Source organism: Streptomyces sp. NBC_01515 (genome assembly GCF_045040345.1).
Lineage (GTDB): Bacteria > Actinomycetota > Actinomycetes > Streptomycetales > Streptomycetaceae > Streptomyces.
In genome coordinates, this window is record NZ_CP109416.1 from 10,516,633 (window position 1) to 10,530,466 (window position 13,834).

At 70.3% G+C, this 13,834-nt stretch carries 12 protein-coding genes and 1 riboswitch; of the genes, 3 read left to right on the forward strand and 9 right to left on the reverse strand.

Annotation, left to right across the window (positions count from 1 at the left end; genetic code table 11):
• Nucleotides 1–35: 35 nt before the first annotated feature.
• Entirely contained in the window at nt 36–1,022 is a 987-nt protein-coding gene (locus OG407_RS46510; RefSeq protein ID WP_405867111.1) for a LacI family DNA-binding transcriptional regulator, read from the forward strand.
• A gap of 63 nt (nt 1,023–1,085) precedes the next feature.
• Here the strand turns inward: OG407_RS46510 and gndA are convergent, their stop codons facing one another.
• From gndA to OG407_RS46525, 3 genes are all read right to left on the reverse strand, one after another.
• The gene (gene gndA, locus OG407_RS46515) at nt 1,086–2,555 is read right to left on the reverse strand and encodes an NADP-dependent phosphogluconate dehydrogenase (protein WP_405867113.1); all 1,470 of its coding nucleotides are present in this window, start codon (nt 2,553–2,555) and stop codon (nt 1,086–1,088) included.
• Between the two features lie 144 nt (nt 2,556–2,699).
• On the reverse strand, nt 2,700–3,239 hold the full coding sequence (locus tag OG407_RS46520; RefSeq protein WP_405867115.1) for a hypothetical protein: 540 nt from the start codon (nt 3,237–3,239) through the stop codon (nt 2,700–2,702).
• A 54-nt stretch (nt 3,240–3,293) separates the two neighbouring features.
• Nucleotides 3,294–3,827, reverse strand: coding sequence for a GtrA family protein (locus OG407_RS46525; RefSeq protein ID WP_405867117.1), 534 nt, complete (start codon nt 3,825–3,827; stop codon nt 3,294–3,296).
• A gap of 167 nt (nt 3,828–3,994) precedes the next feature.
• Between OG407_RS46525 and OG407_RS46530 the strand changes: the two genes are divergently transcribed.
• A complete protein-coding gene (locus OG407_RS46530) occupies nt 3,995–4,855 on the forward strand; it encodes an endonuclease/exonuclease/phosphatase family protein (RefSeq protein WP_405867119.1) in 861 nt (286 codons plus the stop codon).
• A 1-nt stretch (nt 4,856) separates the two neighbouring features.
• On the opposite strand, the gene OG407_RS46535 is transcribed toward OG407_RS46530, so the two are convergent.
• Nucleotides 4,857–5,315 carry a hypothetical protein gene (locus OG407_RS46535; protein WP_403589189.1) on the reverse strand — a complete coding sequence of 153 codons (459 nt, stop codon included), beginning with the start codon at nt 5,313–5,315 and terminating at the stop codon, nt 4,857–4,859.
• 197 nt (nt 5,316–5,512) lie between these two features.
• On the reverse strand, nt 5,513–7,093 hold the full coding sequence (locus OG407_RS46540) for an NlpC/P60 family protein (protein ID WP_405867121.1): 1,581 nt from the start codon (nt 7,091–7,093) through the stop codon (nt 5,513–5,515).
• A gap of 8 nt (nt 7,094–7,101) precedes the next feature.
• Nucleotides 7,102–7,275, reverse strand: a riboswitch (cyclic di-AMP (ydaO/yuaA leader).
• Between the two features lie 359 nt (nt 7,276–7,634).
• Here OG407_RS46540 and OG407_RS46545 point away from each other — a divergent pair.
• Nucleotides 7,635–9,734, forward strand: coding sequence for a DUF1996 domain-containing protein (locus tag OG407_RS46545; protein ID WP_405867123.1), 2,100 nt, complete (start codon nt 7,635–7,637; stop codon nt 9,732–9,734).
• Between the two features lie 102 nt (nt 9,735–9,836).
• Here the strand turns inward: OG407_RS46545 and OG407_RS46550 are convergent, their stop codons facing one another.
• From OG407_RS46550 to OG407_RS46565, 4 genes are all read right to left on the reverse strand, one after another.
• The gene (locus OG407_RS46550) at nt 9,837–11,282 is read right to left on the reverse strand and encodes a glyceraldehyde-3-phosphate dehydrogenase (RefSeq protein WP_405867125.1); all 1,446 of its coding nucleotides are present in this window, start codon (nt 11,280–11,282) and stop codon (nt 9,837–9,839) included.
• A 157-nt stretch (nt 11,283–11,439) separates the two neighbouring features.
• Nucleotides 11,440–11,766, reverse strand: coding sequence for an SCO5918 family protein (locus OG407_RS46555; protein WP_403589185.1), 327 nt, complete (start codon nt 11,764–11,766; stop codon nt 11,440–11,442).
• Nucleotides 11,767–11,830: 64 nt separating this feature from the next.
• Nucleotides 11,831–13,408, reverse strand: coding sequence for a DEAD/DEAH box helicase (locus OG407_RS46560; RefSeq protein ID WP_405867127.1), 1,578 nt, complete (start codon nt 13,406–13,408; stop codon nt 11,831–11,833).
• Nucleotides 13,409–13,588: 180 nt separating this feature from the next.
• Nucleotides 13,589–13,792, reverse strand: a complete 204-nt coding sequence (locus tag OG407_RS46565) for a cold-shock protein (RefSeq protein WP_019056860.1) — start codon at nt 13,790–13,792, stop codon at nt 13,589–13,591.
• Between the last annotated feature and the right edge of the window lie 42 nt (nt 13,793–13,834).

Below are 13,834 nucleotides of genomic sequence, written 5' to 3' on the forward strand. Positions count from 1 at the left end.
GGAAACGGTCGTCGAGACGCGCCCCGAGCGCGTCCATGGCGGATGTCGCGCGCGTCGCCGGCGTGTCGTCGCAGACGGTCTCCCGGGTGTCCAACGGCTTCGCGGGCGTCAACGAGGAGACTCGGCGACAGGTCCTCGCCGCCATGAAGGAGCTGGGCTACCGGCCCAACAGCGCGGCTCGCGCGCTGAAACGCGGTGAGTTCCGCACCATCGGCGTGATCACCTTCAACCTCTCCACCACCGGCAACATGCGCACCCTGGAGGCGATCGCCACCTCCGCCGCGCACGAGGGTTACGCCGTCACGCTCCTGCCGGTCGCCGTGCCCACCCAGGACGAGGTGCGCGGCGCCTTCTCCCGCCTCGGCGAACTCGCCGTCGACGCCGTCATCGCCATCATGGAGGTCCACCTCCTGGACGCGGCGACCATCTCCCTGCCGCCCCACGTCCAGGTCGTCGTCGCCGACTCCGACGCGGGCGACCGCTACAGCGTGGTCGACACCGACCAGAACGGCGGCGCGCGGGCTGCCGTACGCCACCTTCTCGACCTCGGCCACCGCACGGTCTGGCACCTGGCGGGCCCCGAGGAGTCCTTCGCGGCCCAGCGTCGCGCCGACGCCTGGAGCGCCGAACTCACCGACGCGGGACGGCCCGTGCCCGCTGTCGTACGCGGCGACTGGACTGCGGAGTCGGGCTACCGTGTGGGCCTGGAACTCGCCCAACAGGCCGACTGCACAGCGGTGTTCGCGGCCAACGACCAGATGGCCCTGGGCCTGCTGCGGGCCCTGCACGAGGGCGGCCGGCGCATCCCCGAGGACGTCAGCGTGATCGGCTTCGACGACATCCCCGAGGCCGGTTCCTTCCTGCCGCCCCTGACCACCGTCCACCAGGACTTCGCCGAGGTCGGCCGCCTGTGCGTGGAGGGTGTCCTACGGCGGATGCGGGATCGCGGCGACGAGCACGGGACCACGCTGGTGCCCACGAAACTCGTCATACGCGACAGCACGGCACCGCCTGTCGGGTAGCGGCACACAGCACTCCGGCCCCCCTGCCTGAGCAGGAGGGCCGGAGTGTCATGTCCGCAGGGCTCAGGCCGTCGTCTCCGGGCGGCCGGGCCGGGACCAGTGCGTGTGGAAGGCACCGGTGCGGTCCGTACGGCCGTAGGTGTGCGCGCCGAAGAAGTCGCGCTGGCCCTGGAGCAGGGCCGCCGGCAGCCGGTCGGCGCGCAGCGTGTCGTAGTGCGACAGCGCGGCGGAGAACGCCGGGACCGGAATCCCGCGGCGGGCAGCCGAAGCGACCACCTCGCGCCAGGGGACCTGCGCGTCGCCGATCTCCTGCGCGAAACGCTCCTCGCCCAGCAGGCTGACCAGCGCCGGGTCCGCCGTGTACGCGGCACGGATGCGGTCGAGGAAGGAGGCGCGGATGATGCAGCCGCCGCGCCAGATCCCGGCGACCGCGGCCAGGTCGATCGACCAGTCGAACTCGGTCGCCGCGTCCTGGATCATCTTCCAGCCCTGGTCGTAGGCGATGACCTTCGAGGCGTACAGCGCCTGTTCGACCTGGGCGGTGAAGCGGTCGGCCTCGGTGCGGCTCAGCGGGGGAGTGGTGCCGCCGGGCAGGCCGCGGTAGGCGGCGCGAAGGTCGCCCTGGCTGGACGAGGCGCGCGCGAAGGTGGCCTGCGCGATCGCGGTGACCGGCGAACCCAGCTCCAGCGCGGTCTGCACGGTCCAGCGACCGGTGCCCTTCTGCCCGGCCGCGTCGGTGACGATGTCGACGAACGCCTTGCCGGTCTCCGCGTCGGTGTGGCCGAGGACCTCGGCGGTGATCTCGATCAGATACGAACCCAGCCGTCCCTCGTTCCAGCGGCGGAAGACGGCCGCGATCTCGGCGGGGGTGTAGCCGCCGACCTGGCGCAGCAGGTCGTACGCCTCGGCGATGAGCTGCATGTCGGCGTACTCGATGCCGTTGTGCACCATCTTGACGAAGTGCCCGGCGCCGTCGGTCCCGATGTGCGTGGAACAGGGCTCGCCGTCGACCTTCGCGCTGACGGACTCGAACATCGGACCCAGCACGGCGTACGACTCCGCCGAACCGCCGGGCATGATGGACGGCCCGTTCAGCGCGCCCTCCTCGCCGCCGGAGACCCCGGCGCCGACGAAGTGGAGGCCCTTGTCGCGCAGGGCGGCCTCGCGGCGGCGGGTGTCGGCGAAGTGCGCGTTGCCGCCGTCGATGATCATGTCGCCGGGCTCCATGAGCGCGGCGAACTCGTCGATCACGGCGTCGGTGGCCGGACCGGCCTGCACCATGATCATCAGGCGGCGGGGCTTTTCGAGCGCGGCCACGAACTCCTGTGCCGTCTCGGCCGGGACGAAGGCGCCCTCGTCGCCGTACTCCTTCATCAACTCATGGGTGCGGTGCGGCGACCGGTTGTGGACGGCCACCGTGTAGCCGTTGCGGGCGAAGTTGCGTGCGAGGTTGCGGCCCATCACGCCGAGGCCGGTGACGCCGATCTGGGCGGTTCCGTCGGCGGCGGGGTCGTGCGGTGCGGATGCGTTCATGGGGTGCCTGTTCTCCGAGTCGGTGACGTGGCGGGTCGGCGCTGGGCGCCCATGCCCGCAGGTACGTCTGTGATCGCGAAATGACTCGAAGTACGGGACCCCGATTCGTAATTCCTTCCGGGGCCGGGTCGTCGGACCGCGCTCTCAGCAGCCCGAACCGGTCGGAGTGAACTCCACGCGCGCGTGCTCGTCCGCGATGCGCGCCTCGTCGTAGGCGGAGCGCGTGACCTGGTACCAGACGTCGTCCTTCGCGGTGTCGCCGCCGACGTCGTCGAGGCTCACGCACCAGCGTTCCGCGCGGACGATCCGGGTGTACGTCTCGGTGCCGCTGCGCACCTTCGAGCACTCCCGGTGCTGCTCCGTCGTGTACCAGGTGCGGGTCTTCTTCTTGGAACCCGATCCCGAACTGGACGTGTGCCGGACCTTCTTGGAGGCGGACGCGCACTTGGTGACGGTGTGCGGGCGCGTGCCCTTCGCCGTCTGCTTGGCGAGGTGCCGGACCGAGTCACGGAGCCCCGTCACGGTGTCGGGGGTGGGCCGGGCCTTCTGCGGGGTGCTCGAACTGCCCTGCCCGACGCCGGACGTACTGTCGCTGCTGCCGCTTTCGCTCCCGCTGCCGCATGCGCTGAGCGTTCCGATCAGAAGTGCTGTCAGTCCGCCCGCTATCCATCGCTTGGTGAACATGCCCCCGCCGCCTGTTAATTGGAAACGGTCAGCGTAACTGATCACCGGGGGACGTCAGCTGGAGGCGAGCGCGAACTGCCGCTGCGGCAAAGTGCCTACGGTGGCCGGAGCCTCCAACATGCCCTGAAGGCGCTGGAGTTGCCACGAGCCGGTCGCGGCCGCACGGCCCCGACCGGTGGCGAAGACGTACAGCCGCAGCAGCAGGAACCGGGCGAGGCCGGCGAGCCCTGAAGCGCTGAGGTAGACGATCTGCTCGGTCAGCATCCCCGGTGACGACTGCACCAGGTGCAGGACGAACATCGCGGCGCAGGTCACCCCGTAGGCCGCCGCGGCCGAGCCCGCCGACTGCCCGTGCCGGCGCCATCCCGCGTGCCGACCCGAGCCGAAGGTGAAACGGGCGTGGAGTTCCGTGCAGAGGAGGGTGGAGACGATGGTGATCAGCGCGTTCGCCAGCGCCCAGGGCAGCCGCTCGGCCAGCAGGGCCACGGCGCCGCTGGAGAGGAGCCCGACACCGCCGCCCAGCGCCACGAACCGGGCGAAGGAGGCGAGCGGACCGGGAGCGGCCGGGGTCCGGGGCGCGTCGTCCATGGCGGTCTCCATCCGCTCCGTACGCTGCGCCTCGGTGATACGGCCGCGTAAGTTTGCTTGACTTACTCAACTATAGCGGATTGATTGAGTTACGCAAGTACATTTTCGCGACGGCGGAACCGGGGGAGCCCCACTCACAGGCGACCTCCGTACAATGCGGCCTGATCATGGGTGAGTTACTGGTGAGATGCGCGACGTTCAACGTGCTGCACGGCCGGCGGATCCAGCCGGACGGCCGCCCGAACCCCGCTGCCCCCGGCGACCCCTCGGCACCCCTCGCCGAAGCCGTCGCGTCCCTGGACGCCGACGTGGTGGCGCTCCAGGAGATCGACTGCCTCCAGGAACGGTCGGGCGGTGTCGATCAGGCGGCCGTCGCCGCCGACGCGATGGGCGCACGCGACTGGCGATACGCGACGGCGCTGCACTGCCGTTCCGTGCCCGGCCAGGGCTGGGTCCCGGACCCGACCGAGCCCGGGATGCGCGTCTACGGCCCCGGGGCTCAGCAGCCCGAAGTCCCTTCGCACGGACTGGCGTTGCTGTCCCGGCTCCCGGTCCACGAGTGGCGGGCCCTGCGGCTCCCGGCGGCACCCTTCGGCATGCCGTTGCGGGTGGCCGGGCAGGCGGTTCCGGTGCTGGCGCGGGATCAGCCCCGAGCCGCCCTGGCTGCCGTACTGGAAGGACCGCACGGCCCGTTCACCGTCGTGGCCGTCCATCTCTCGTTCGTGCCGGGCTGGAACATCGGGCAGCTGCGCACCGTGCGCCGCTGGATCGCCGGTCTGCCCCAACCCCGGGTGCTGATGGGCGACTTCAACCTCTTCGGCGCCCTTCCCCGGCTCACCCTGAACGCGACCGTGCCGCGTGGCTGGCGGAGTTCGGCGCGGCGGGCGACCTTTCCGTCGCACCGGCCGCTCGTCCAGCTCGACCACATCCTGGCGACGGGGCTCGGCGCGGACGCCGTAGGGGCGGCGCACGCACCGAGGACGGCGATCTCGGATCACCGGCCGCTGGTGGTGGAGCTGGCGCTCTGAGTCAGTTCCAGAGGGGGTAGGTCACCGTGTGCTGGAACTTGTCCGGCCTCGCGCCGGGGTACGTCAGGGTGATCTCGGTGTACTGCCGCGCCTGCGGGTGCCGCTTCCAGGTCCGGGTGGTGTCGAGCCGGACGGTGACCGGGAACGAGTGGAACTTGCCCACCGCGCAATAGGGTTTGCAGTCGTTCACCCAGTTGACGCCCGTGGCCGTCGCGGAGTTGTCGTTCCAGGACGTCCAACGCAGCGACGTGAGGCGGCTGTTGCCGTCGCCGCAGGCGAGCATGAAGTCGGTGGGGCGCACCTGGGGATGCCACAGGCAGTCGACGAGCACGGGGTCCTGGAGCTGTCGGTGGGCGGTCGCCGGGACCGTGCTCGGGGCCGCCGACGAGGTGCCGACGGCCGGCCCGAGCAGGGCTGCGGCACACAGCGTGACGATTCCGACCATGGTGTGTCTGTACATGTGCGCTCCCGGCCGCCTCTTCGTCCTCGTCGCCCCGCACCAGCGGTGGGCCCGCCTGCCGGGGCGCGGTCGTCGTGTCTCTGTCGACGCTACGACCGTGTCCCAGGATGCACCACTCGTACGGGTCTATGACGCGGTTGGCCGGGAGTGTCGCGGGGTGTGCGGTCGGGGCCGGGAAATGCCCGGCCCCGATCGGATCAGGCGGGCCGTACGGCGCCCCGGATGGCGGCGGCACCGGCGTAGAAGATCGACTCCTCGCGTATCGGCGTACCCGGGCTCGGCGCATGGATCATCAGGCCGTTGCCGGTGTAGAGGCCGACGTGGTCGATGCTGTCGTAGAAGAAGATCAGGTCGCCGGGGCGGATGTCCGTCAGCGGGACGAGGGCGCCGGCGCCCGACTGTTCCTGGGCGGTGCGCGGGAGGAGGACGCCCGCTGCCTTCCAGGCGGCCTGGGTGAGGCTGGAGCAGTCGTACGCGTCCGGTCCCGCCGCGCCCCACAGGCAGGGCCTGCCGATCTGTGCGCGGGCGAAGGCGAGCGCGGTGGCGGTCTTGCTCTGCGTGCCCGCGTCCGGTACGGCGGGGACGGCCGTGGTGGTCATCGGGCTCATGGCCGGGGCCGGCGGGAGAAGGATCTCCGGGGCCATCGGCGGAGCCGTGGGCAGCGTGAACTCGGGGACGACGACCGGGGCCGCGGCGAAGGAGACCTCGGCGGCGGGGGCGGTCGGCTGCCACTCCTGCTGCGGCGGGCGCCAGTCCGGTTCCGGAGCGGGGTACCAGGCGGGCTGGGCGACGGGCTGCTCGGTGACCATGGGCATCTGCCCGGTGGACCACGTGGGTTGCTCGGTCACCACGGGGAATTGCCCGGTGGACCAGGTCTGCTGCTCGGTCACCATGGGGACCTGCCCGGTCGACCAGGCAGGCTGCTCGGCCACCATCGGGATCTGACCGGTGGACCAGGTCGTCTCGGGGGCGGGCCAGGGCGTCTCCGGGGTCGCCCAAGGGGCGCTCGCCGGGGCGGCTTCGGTGCGCGGAGCGGCGATGTACGGGAGCAGCTCCAGGTCCGCGGTGAGCGGGTCGAAGGCCGGCGCCGGTGCGGTCGCGACGGCGAACTGCTGTGCCTCCACGACGGGCATGGGCGGCACCTCGATGGCGGGCACGGGCGGCAGGTCGAGGACGGTCGGCTGCGGCATCTGGGCCATCTGCTGCATGTACGGCATCTGCGGCGACTGGAATGTCTGCGCCGCGGCGATCTGCGGCATCTGGAGTGCCTGCGGAGCGGCGGGCGGCAGTGCGGCGACCGGTCCGGCCGTCAACTCCGCGACGGGCGCGGTGAGTTGCGGGGTGACGGGCTCCGGTGCGCCGGTACCCGCGGTCAGTTCGGCCACGGCGCGGCTGGGCTGCGCCTCAAGCGCTCGGGCGCCGCCCTCGGGCTCGGGGCGCCGCTCGGACCGCTCGGGCCGGGGTGCCGCCGAGCGGGCGGGAGTTCTGCCGGGCGGCAGCTTCGCCGGTACGGTCGGGCCCAGTTGGGCGCGAGCGCGGTCGAACAACTGCCGAGTGACGGCGTCCTGGGCGGGGTCGGAAGGACGCGACGCGCTGGGACGGGGCTCGGCGCGCTTGCGCTGGCCGCCGGACATCTTGCGTGTGGCGTTGTAGTTTCCGGTGGCCGTCTCGGCCCTGTCGTAAAGGGAGTTGATCCGCCGCTGGACTTCGTCACGGCTGGGTCGGTCGTCCACGGTGGGGCCACTGCCTCCGGTGCGCGTACTTCGTTCTGCCGGCATGGCAGACGTGCTCCTTCCGTATCGCGCCTACCGAGTTAGCTGTCGGGTTCGGGCGGCCGATCACGGAAGGATTGCCCTACGACCCTTGCCCGGAGGGGCAGTTGGGCCGATTCACCCCAAGTCGGTTGGGTCCTCGGCTCCGGCTGTCGCGAGCGACCCACCGGACTCGGCGCAAACCGTGCGGCCCGGCGCTGATCGCCGGAGTAGGTCGTACGGTCTGAGCGCCAACTTAGCCAACGTGTGTGCCTCGTGTGAAGGTTGAAGCGCGATATGTCCGATACGTTTTTGTGACCTTTACCTCGCTCAGATACTTCAGCCACCTGCGTCGAGGGTTCGGCTGAGGGGTTGTGGGCCCGCCGGGTCGGGTGATCCATATGAGGTCGCTATGAATTTTTGGGACGGTTGAACACACCGGCATCCGGCTCCGTATTGGAACGGGGGATTTCCATGCCGGGACGATCCGGGCCGACCGATACGTGTAGGAGCAACTTCCTTGGCACGCAACACGCGCAGACGCCCAACGGGCGCACGACGCGCGACGATGGCAGCAGTCGCCCTGATGCTGGGCGGCGGAGGACTGGTGGCGGCGAACGTCTACGCGTCGGCGTCCGAGGGCGGTTGGGGCGGTGACTCGTCCCAGCAAGGGTCTCCTGATGCGGCATCGAGTGGCGCGACGATCGACTGCCCGGACATCGGCACCCAGTTGACGTCGGTCCCCGACGAGGCGAAGACCGAGGTCGACGCCCAACTCGCGCTTCTGGACCAGCAGATAACCGAGGCCTACCAGAAACTGAAGGACTCGACGGAGTCCATACGCCAGGACGCCTCCTTCGCCGACAACGCGATCATGAATCCGTTGAAGGAGAAACGGGCCGCGACCATCGGGCGGATCGATGACGCCATCGACCGCGTCGGGGACCGCCCGGAGGGTCTCGACGCGCTCGCCGGCTGCACCCTGATCGCCCCCACGAACGGCGACGAGAACGGCAGCGGGGGCGACCAGAGCGGCAGCGCCGACCCGACCGGCCAGGGCCAGCAGCAGGGTGACGGCCAGGGGCAGCAGGGGAACCAGCAGTCCGCGAACGGGCCCGTCGCCTCGGACTACGCGGACATCACCTCCGTGCAGCCCAACGTGAGCACCCCGCAGGACCAGGCCGACGCCTCCCGCGGCACGTTCGTCACCGCGTGCGGCGTGAACGAGAACGGCCTGTTCAACTCCGACAACGTGATCGTCGCGCCCGGGGTCACCAACGGCGCCCACCACTTCCACGACTACATCGGCAACCAGTCGAACAACGCCTTCGCGAGCGACGACGACCTGGCGAAGGCCGACACGAGTTGCGAGAACCCGGGCGACAAGTCCACTTACTACTGGCCCGTGTTGCGCCTCCAGAACGGTAAGCAGGAGCGGGACGCCGACAAGCCCGGCGGCGGCACGGAGGGCAACTCCGGTCAGATCGTGACCGCGAAGGCGGCCACGCTGACGTTCGTGGGCAACCCGAAGAGCAAGGTCGTCGCGATGCCGCGCCTCCTGCGCATCATCACCGGCGACGCCAAGGCCTTCGTCAACGGCCCGGCCAACGCCAACGCCTCCTGGAGCTGCACCGGTTTCGAGGACCGGCAGCTCAAGGACAAGTACCCGCTGTGCCCCGCGGGCAGTGACGTGGTGCGCACCTTCAAGTTCCAGAGCTGCTGGGACGGCCGCAACATCGACAGCGCCAACCACCGCACCCACGTGGCCTTCGAGGCCGCCGACGGCTCCTGCCCGGCCGGCTTCGAGGCCATCCCGCAACTGGTGCAGCGGATCGTCTACGACGTCGACGCGCCGAGCCTCCAGGACGGCGGCAAGACGACCCCGCTGTTCGCGGTGGACTCCTTCCCCGAGCAGCAGCACAAGCCCGTCACCGACCACGGCGACTTCATCAACGTCTTCGACGAGGGCCTGATGAAGGACATGGTCAACTGCATCAACAACGGCGACAAGTGCGGCGCCGGGACGAACGACGACCCCGGGGGCTCGGGTGACGGCTCCGGCTCCGGTGGCGGCTCCGGTTCGGGTGGCGGCTCCGGTTCGGGTGGCGGCTCCGGGAACGGTGGGGGTTCCGGTGAACCGCAGGAGTCCCCGACGGCCACCGCCACCGCTACGGCGGCGCCCACGGCCACCGCGTCCGACGAGCCCGCCGGGAACGGCGGCAACCAGGGCAACGGCGGCAGCGGCGGCAATGCCGGAAACGGTGACAACGGCGGCAACGGTGACCAGCCCACCGCGGATCCCGCGACGAGCGCCCCGGACACCGAGAGCAACGCCCCCGAGCCCACCGACGTCCAGACCACCGATCCCGGTGACCTGACGACGGCTGTCTCGGTCCCCAAGGCCGACACGAAGACCGAAGGGTCCAAGTCGAGCCAGACGCAGGGGAGTTCGGGCAACGGCTCCGGCGGCGAGGTCGGCAGTGCCGTGACGACACCGCCCGCTTCGTCCTCGGGCGGCGAGAGCTACGCCGCCGTAGGCCCCAACCAGCCGCAGGCGCAGGGCGGGTTGGCGGAGACCGGCGCGAATCTGTGGCCCGCGGTGGCCGGCGCGCTGCTGCTCGTCGCCGGATTCGTCGTGCTGTACCGAGGCAAGCGCAGTACACGCTGACTCAGCACACCCAAGTGCAGGTCTGTGACAACAACGGCCCGGCCGCCCCCCACTTGGGGGTGGCCGGGCCGTCACACGTTCAGCGGGCCGGGGCGGAAGGCCTCAGACAGCCGGGGCGGGATACGTGGGGTACTCCACCCCGGAGACGTGCTGGACGACGCGGACGACCTGGCAGGAGTATCCGAACTCGTTGTCGTACCAGAGGTAGAGGATCGCGTTGTCGCCGTCGACCTTGGTGGCGCCCGCGTCGATGATCGAGGCGTGGCGTGAGCCCATGAAGTCGCTCGACACCGCGTCGGGGGCGGTGGTGAAGTCGATCTGCCGTTTGAGCGGCGACGTCAGCGAGACATCGCGGAGGTAGTCCAGTACCTCGGCGCGGGTGGTCTCCCGGCCCAGCCGCAGGCTGAGGATCGCGATCGAGACGTCCGGCACCGGAACCCGGATCGAGCTGCCGGTGATCGGCGCCTTCAGGTCGGGCAGCGCCTTGGCGACGGCGGAGGCGGCACCGGTCTCGGTGATCACCATGTTCAGCGGCGCCGAACGGCCGCGCCGGTCCGCCTTGTGGTAATTGTCCAGCAGGTTCTGGTCGTTGGTGAACGAGTGGACGGTCTCCACATGGCCGCGCAGCACACCGTACTCGTCGGCCATCGCCTTCAGCGGCGGCACGATCGCGTTGGTCGTGCAGGACGCGCAGGACAGGATCTGCTCGTCCGGCTTGATCGTGTCGTGGTTGACGCCGTGCACGATGTTCGGGACGTCGCCCTTGCCGGGCGCGGTCAGCACGACCTTGTCGATGCCGGGCCGCAGATGCTGCGAAAGTCCTTCCCGGTCACGCCACTTGCCCGTGTTGTCGATGAGGATGGCGTCCTTGATGCCGTACGCCGTGTAGTCGACCTCGGACGGGTCGCCCGCGTAGATCACCTTGATCTCGTTGCCGTTGGCGATGATCGTGTTGCTCGCCTCGTCGACGGTGATCGTGCCCTGGAACTGGCCGTGGATCGAGTCGCGGCGCAGCAGCGAGGCCCGCTTCACGATGTCCTGGTCGCCACCCTGTCGTACGACGATGGCACGCAGCCGGAGACCGTTGCCCGAGCCGGCCTTCTCGATGAGCAGGCGGGCGACCAGGCGGCCGATGCGGCCGAAGCCGTAGAGGACGACGTCGCGGCCCTCGCGGCGCTCGATCTTGTCGGCGCCGGTGGCACCGGCGACGGCCTCGGCGGTGAACTCCTCGACGGAGAGCCCGCGTTCGTCGCTGCGGTGGGTCGCGGCGAGCATGCCGATGTCGATCTGCGAGGGGCCCAGGTCGAGCGCCGTGAGCGTCCGCAGGTAGGGGAGGGTCTCGACGACGGAGAGTTCCTCGCCGGCGATCTGACGGGCGAACCGGTGGGTCTTGAGGATGCTGACCACCGACTTGTTGACCAGGGAGCGGCTGTGCAGCAGGACCGTGACGTCCCGCTCGCGGTGCAGCTTCCCGATCATCGGGATCATCGACTCCGCGATCTCCTCGCGGGTCTTCCAGTTGGTGAACGAGTCCTCGTTGACAGGCACAGATTTCTCTTTCGAGCTAGGCGGCGCTCATATGCTAACCCGCTGTTCATCTGCCCGTTCAGCAGGGGTACCGCCCGGCCCGTAGAAGGCCCGGAACGCCGAAAGGGCCCTGCCGACGCGCGTCGGCAGGGCCCTCACAGCTGTACTGATGTCGCTTCTACACGGTCTCCGACACGTCCTGGGTCGCGCCGCTGCCCAGCAGTGCCGACGCGTTCTCCAGCGGAGTGAGGACGTGCACGGGCACGGCCTCGGGCAGTCCGTGGCAGGTGAAGCCGAGCCGGGTCATGGCCCGGATGACCTCGCCGCTGTTGAAGTCACGGGGGTCCTGCCGGGTGATGACCTGCCCCACCTGCTTGACGGGGTAGCGGCGCCGCCCGATGGTCACGGACTCACCCGTGACCAGCTCGGGCTTGATGCCCTTCATCGTCTCCAGGACACCCATCTTGGTGAGGTCGAAGGGATACCGGGCGATGACACAGCGCATGTTGCCTCACAGAGAGAAGGAGGATCGGGGGCCGAACGGGCGCCCGAAGGCGCCGAGTTGGTCCTCAGGCCGCAGGACCGAAGGACGACCGTCGCTGCCCCCGGCTGCTGCTGCCGCCGGCGCTGCCACCACTGCCGCCACGCCGAGCCGCACCACCGGCGGACCGGCCCTCGCCTGCCCCGGCCGGACGGCCACGACGGCCCCGCGACGACGAGGAGGACGGGCTACGGCGGGTGCGCTCGCGCTCCACGACCGGGGCCTGGATGACGACCGGGACGCCGGACGGGGCCTGGGCGCCCGTGATCCGGGTCAGCTCCTCCTCGCCCGACCGCACCGAGGTGACCTCGGCGGTGACGCCGGCCATGGTCATCAGGCGGGTGAAGTCACGGCGCTGGTCGGGGGTGACCAGGGTCACGACACTGCCGGACTCGCCCGCACGGGCCGTACGGCCGCCGCGGTGCAGATAGTCCTTGGGGTCGGTGGGCGGGTCGACGTTGACGACCAGGTCGAGGTTGTCCACGTGGATGCCGCGCGCCGCGACGTTGGTCGCCACCAGCGCCGTCACATGCCCGTCCTTGAACTGGGCGAGCGTGCGGGTGCGCTGCGGCTGGGACTTGCCGCCGTGCAGACCGGCCGCGCGGACGCCGCTGTTCAGCAGGTGCTTCACCAGCCGGTCCACCGCGTGCTTGGTGTCCAGGAACATGATGACCCGGCCCTCGCGCGCCGCGATCTCGGTGGTCGCACGCTGCTTGTCCGTGCCGTGCACGTGCAGGACGTGGTGCTCCATCGTCGTGACCGCGCCCGCGGAGGGGTCGACGGAGTGGACGACGGGGTCGGTCAGGTAACGGCGGACCAGAAGGTCCACGTTGCGGTCCAGGGTGGCCGAGAAGAGCATCCGCTGGCCGCCCGTCTGCACCTGGTCGAGCAGCGCGGTGACCTGCGGCATGAAGCCCATGTCGGCCATCTGGTCGGCCTCGTCGAGGACGGTGATGGTCACGCTGTCGAGCCGGCAGTCGCCGCGCTCGATGAGGTCCTTGAGGCGTCCCGGCGTGGCGACGACTACCTCCGCGCCACCGCGGAGCGCCCCGGCCTGGCGGCCGATCGACATACCGCCGACGACGGTCGTCATCCGCACGCTGACGGCGCGGGCGTACGGGGTGAGCGCGTCGGTGACCTGCTGGGCCAGCTCGCGGGTCGGGACGAGGACCAGCGCGAGCGGCTGACGCGGCTCCGCGCGGCGGCCCGCCGTACGGGCCAGCATCGCGAGGCCGAAGGCGAGGGTCTTGCCGGAGCCGGTGCGGCCGCGGCCGAGCACGTCGCGGCCGGCGAGGGAGTTGGGGAGCGTCGTCGCCTGGATCGGGAACGGGACGGTGACGCCCTCGTGGCCGAGCGCGGCCAACAGCTTGGCGGGCATGTCGAGTTCGGCGAAGGACTCCACGGCGGGAAGGCCGGGGGTCACCGTCTTCGGCAGCGCGAACTCGCCCTGCAGGGCGACCGGTCGGCCACCGCCGCCCTTGGAGCGACGCGGCGCGCTGGAGCGGTTGCCGGACGGGGCCGCCGAGCGGTAGCCGCCGCTCTTTGCGGATTCCGGATTTCCATTACGCTTTCGCGAGAAGCGGTCATTCGTACGTGCGCGGTTCAAAATGTGGAACCTTCCTTGATATGGCACGTATCAAGGAATTCCCGCGGTGAATGAACGGCGCAGAGAATCGCAAGAACGAGCCGGTGGCTTCGGCGGAATAGCGCCGAAAGCATGGAAAATGCAGCGAGCTGGGGCCCGCACCCCAAGGTGCGGGCCCCAGCTGCGAAGTAAACGTCGTCGTTACGCAGGAACGATGTTCTCGGCCGTCGGGCCCTTCTGGCCCTGCGCGATGTCGAAGGTCACCTTCTGACCCTCCTGCAGCTCGCGGAAGCCCTGGGCGGCGATGTTCGAGTAGTGGGCGAAGACGTCAGCGCCGCCACCGTCCTGCTCGATGAAGCCGAAACCCTTTTCCGCGTTGAACCACTTCACGGTGCCACTGGCCATTTTGTTCTCCTTCGGGGCGGTCAGCGGAGCCCACAGTGTGCG

Coding starts and splice junctions, on each gene's coding strand:
- gndA (WP_405867113.1), bottom strand. CDS start 2,555: ATGAACGCATCCGCACCGCACGACCCCGCCGCCGACGGAACCGCCCAG.
- OG407_RS46535 (WP_403589189.1), bottom strand. CDS start 5,315: ATGTACAGACACACCATGGTCGGAATCGTCACGCTGTGTGCCGCAGCC.
- OG407_RS46555 (WP_403589185.1), bottom strand. CDS start 11,766: ATGCGCTGTGTCATCGCCCGGTATCCCTTCGACCTCACCAAGATGGGT.
- OG407_RS46545 (WP_405867123.1), top strand. CDS start 7,635: ATGGCAGCAGTCGCCCTGATGCTGGGCGGCGGAGGACTGGTGGCGGCG.
- OG407_RS46520 (WP_405867115.1), bottom strand. CDS start 3,239: ATGTTCACCAAGCGATGGATAGCGGGCGGACTGACAGCACTTCTGATC.
- OG407_RS46540 (WP_405867121.1), bottom strand. CDS start 7,093: ATGCCGGCAGAACGAAGTACGCGCACCGGAGGCAGTGGCCCCACCGTG.
- OG407_RS46510 (WP_405867111.1), top strand. CDS start 36: ATGGCGGATGTCGCGCGCGTCGCCGGCGTGTCGTCGCAGACGGTCTCC.
- OG407_RS46525 (WP_405867117.1), bottom strand. CDS start 3,827: ATGGACGACGCGCCCCGGACCCCGGCCGCTCCCGGTCCGCTCGCCTCC.
- OG407_RS46530 (WP_405867119.1), top strand. CDS start 3,995: ATGGGTGAGTTACTGGTGAGATGCGCGACGTTCAACGTGCTGCACGGC.
- OG407_RS46565 (WP_019056860.1), bottom strand. CDS start 13,792: ATGGCCAGTGGCACCGTGAAGTGGTTCAACGCGGAAAAGGGTTTCGGC.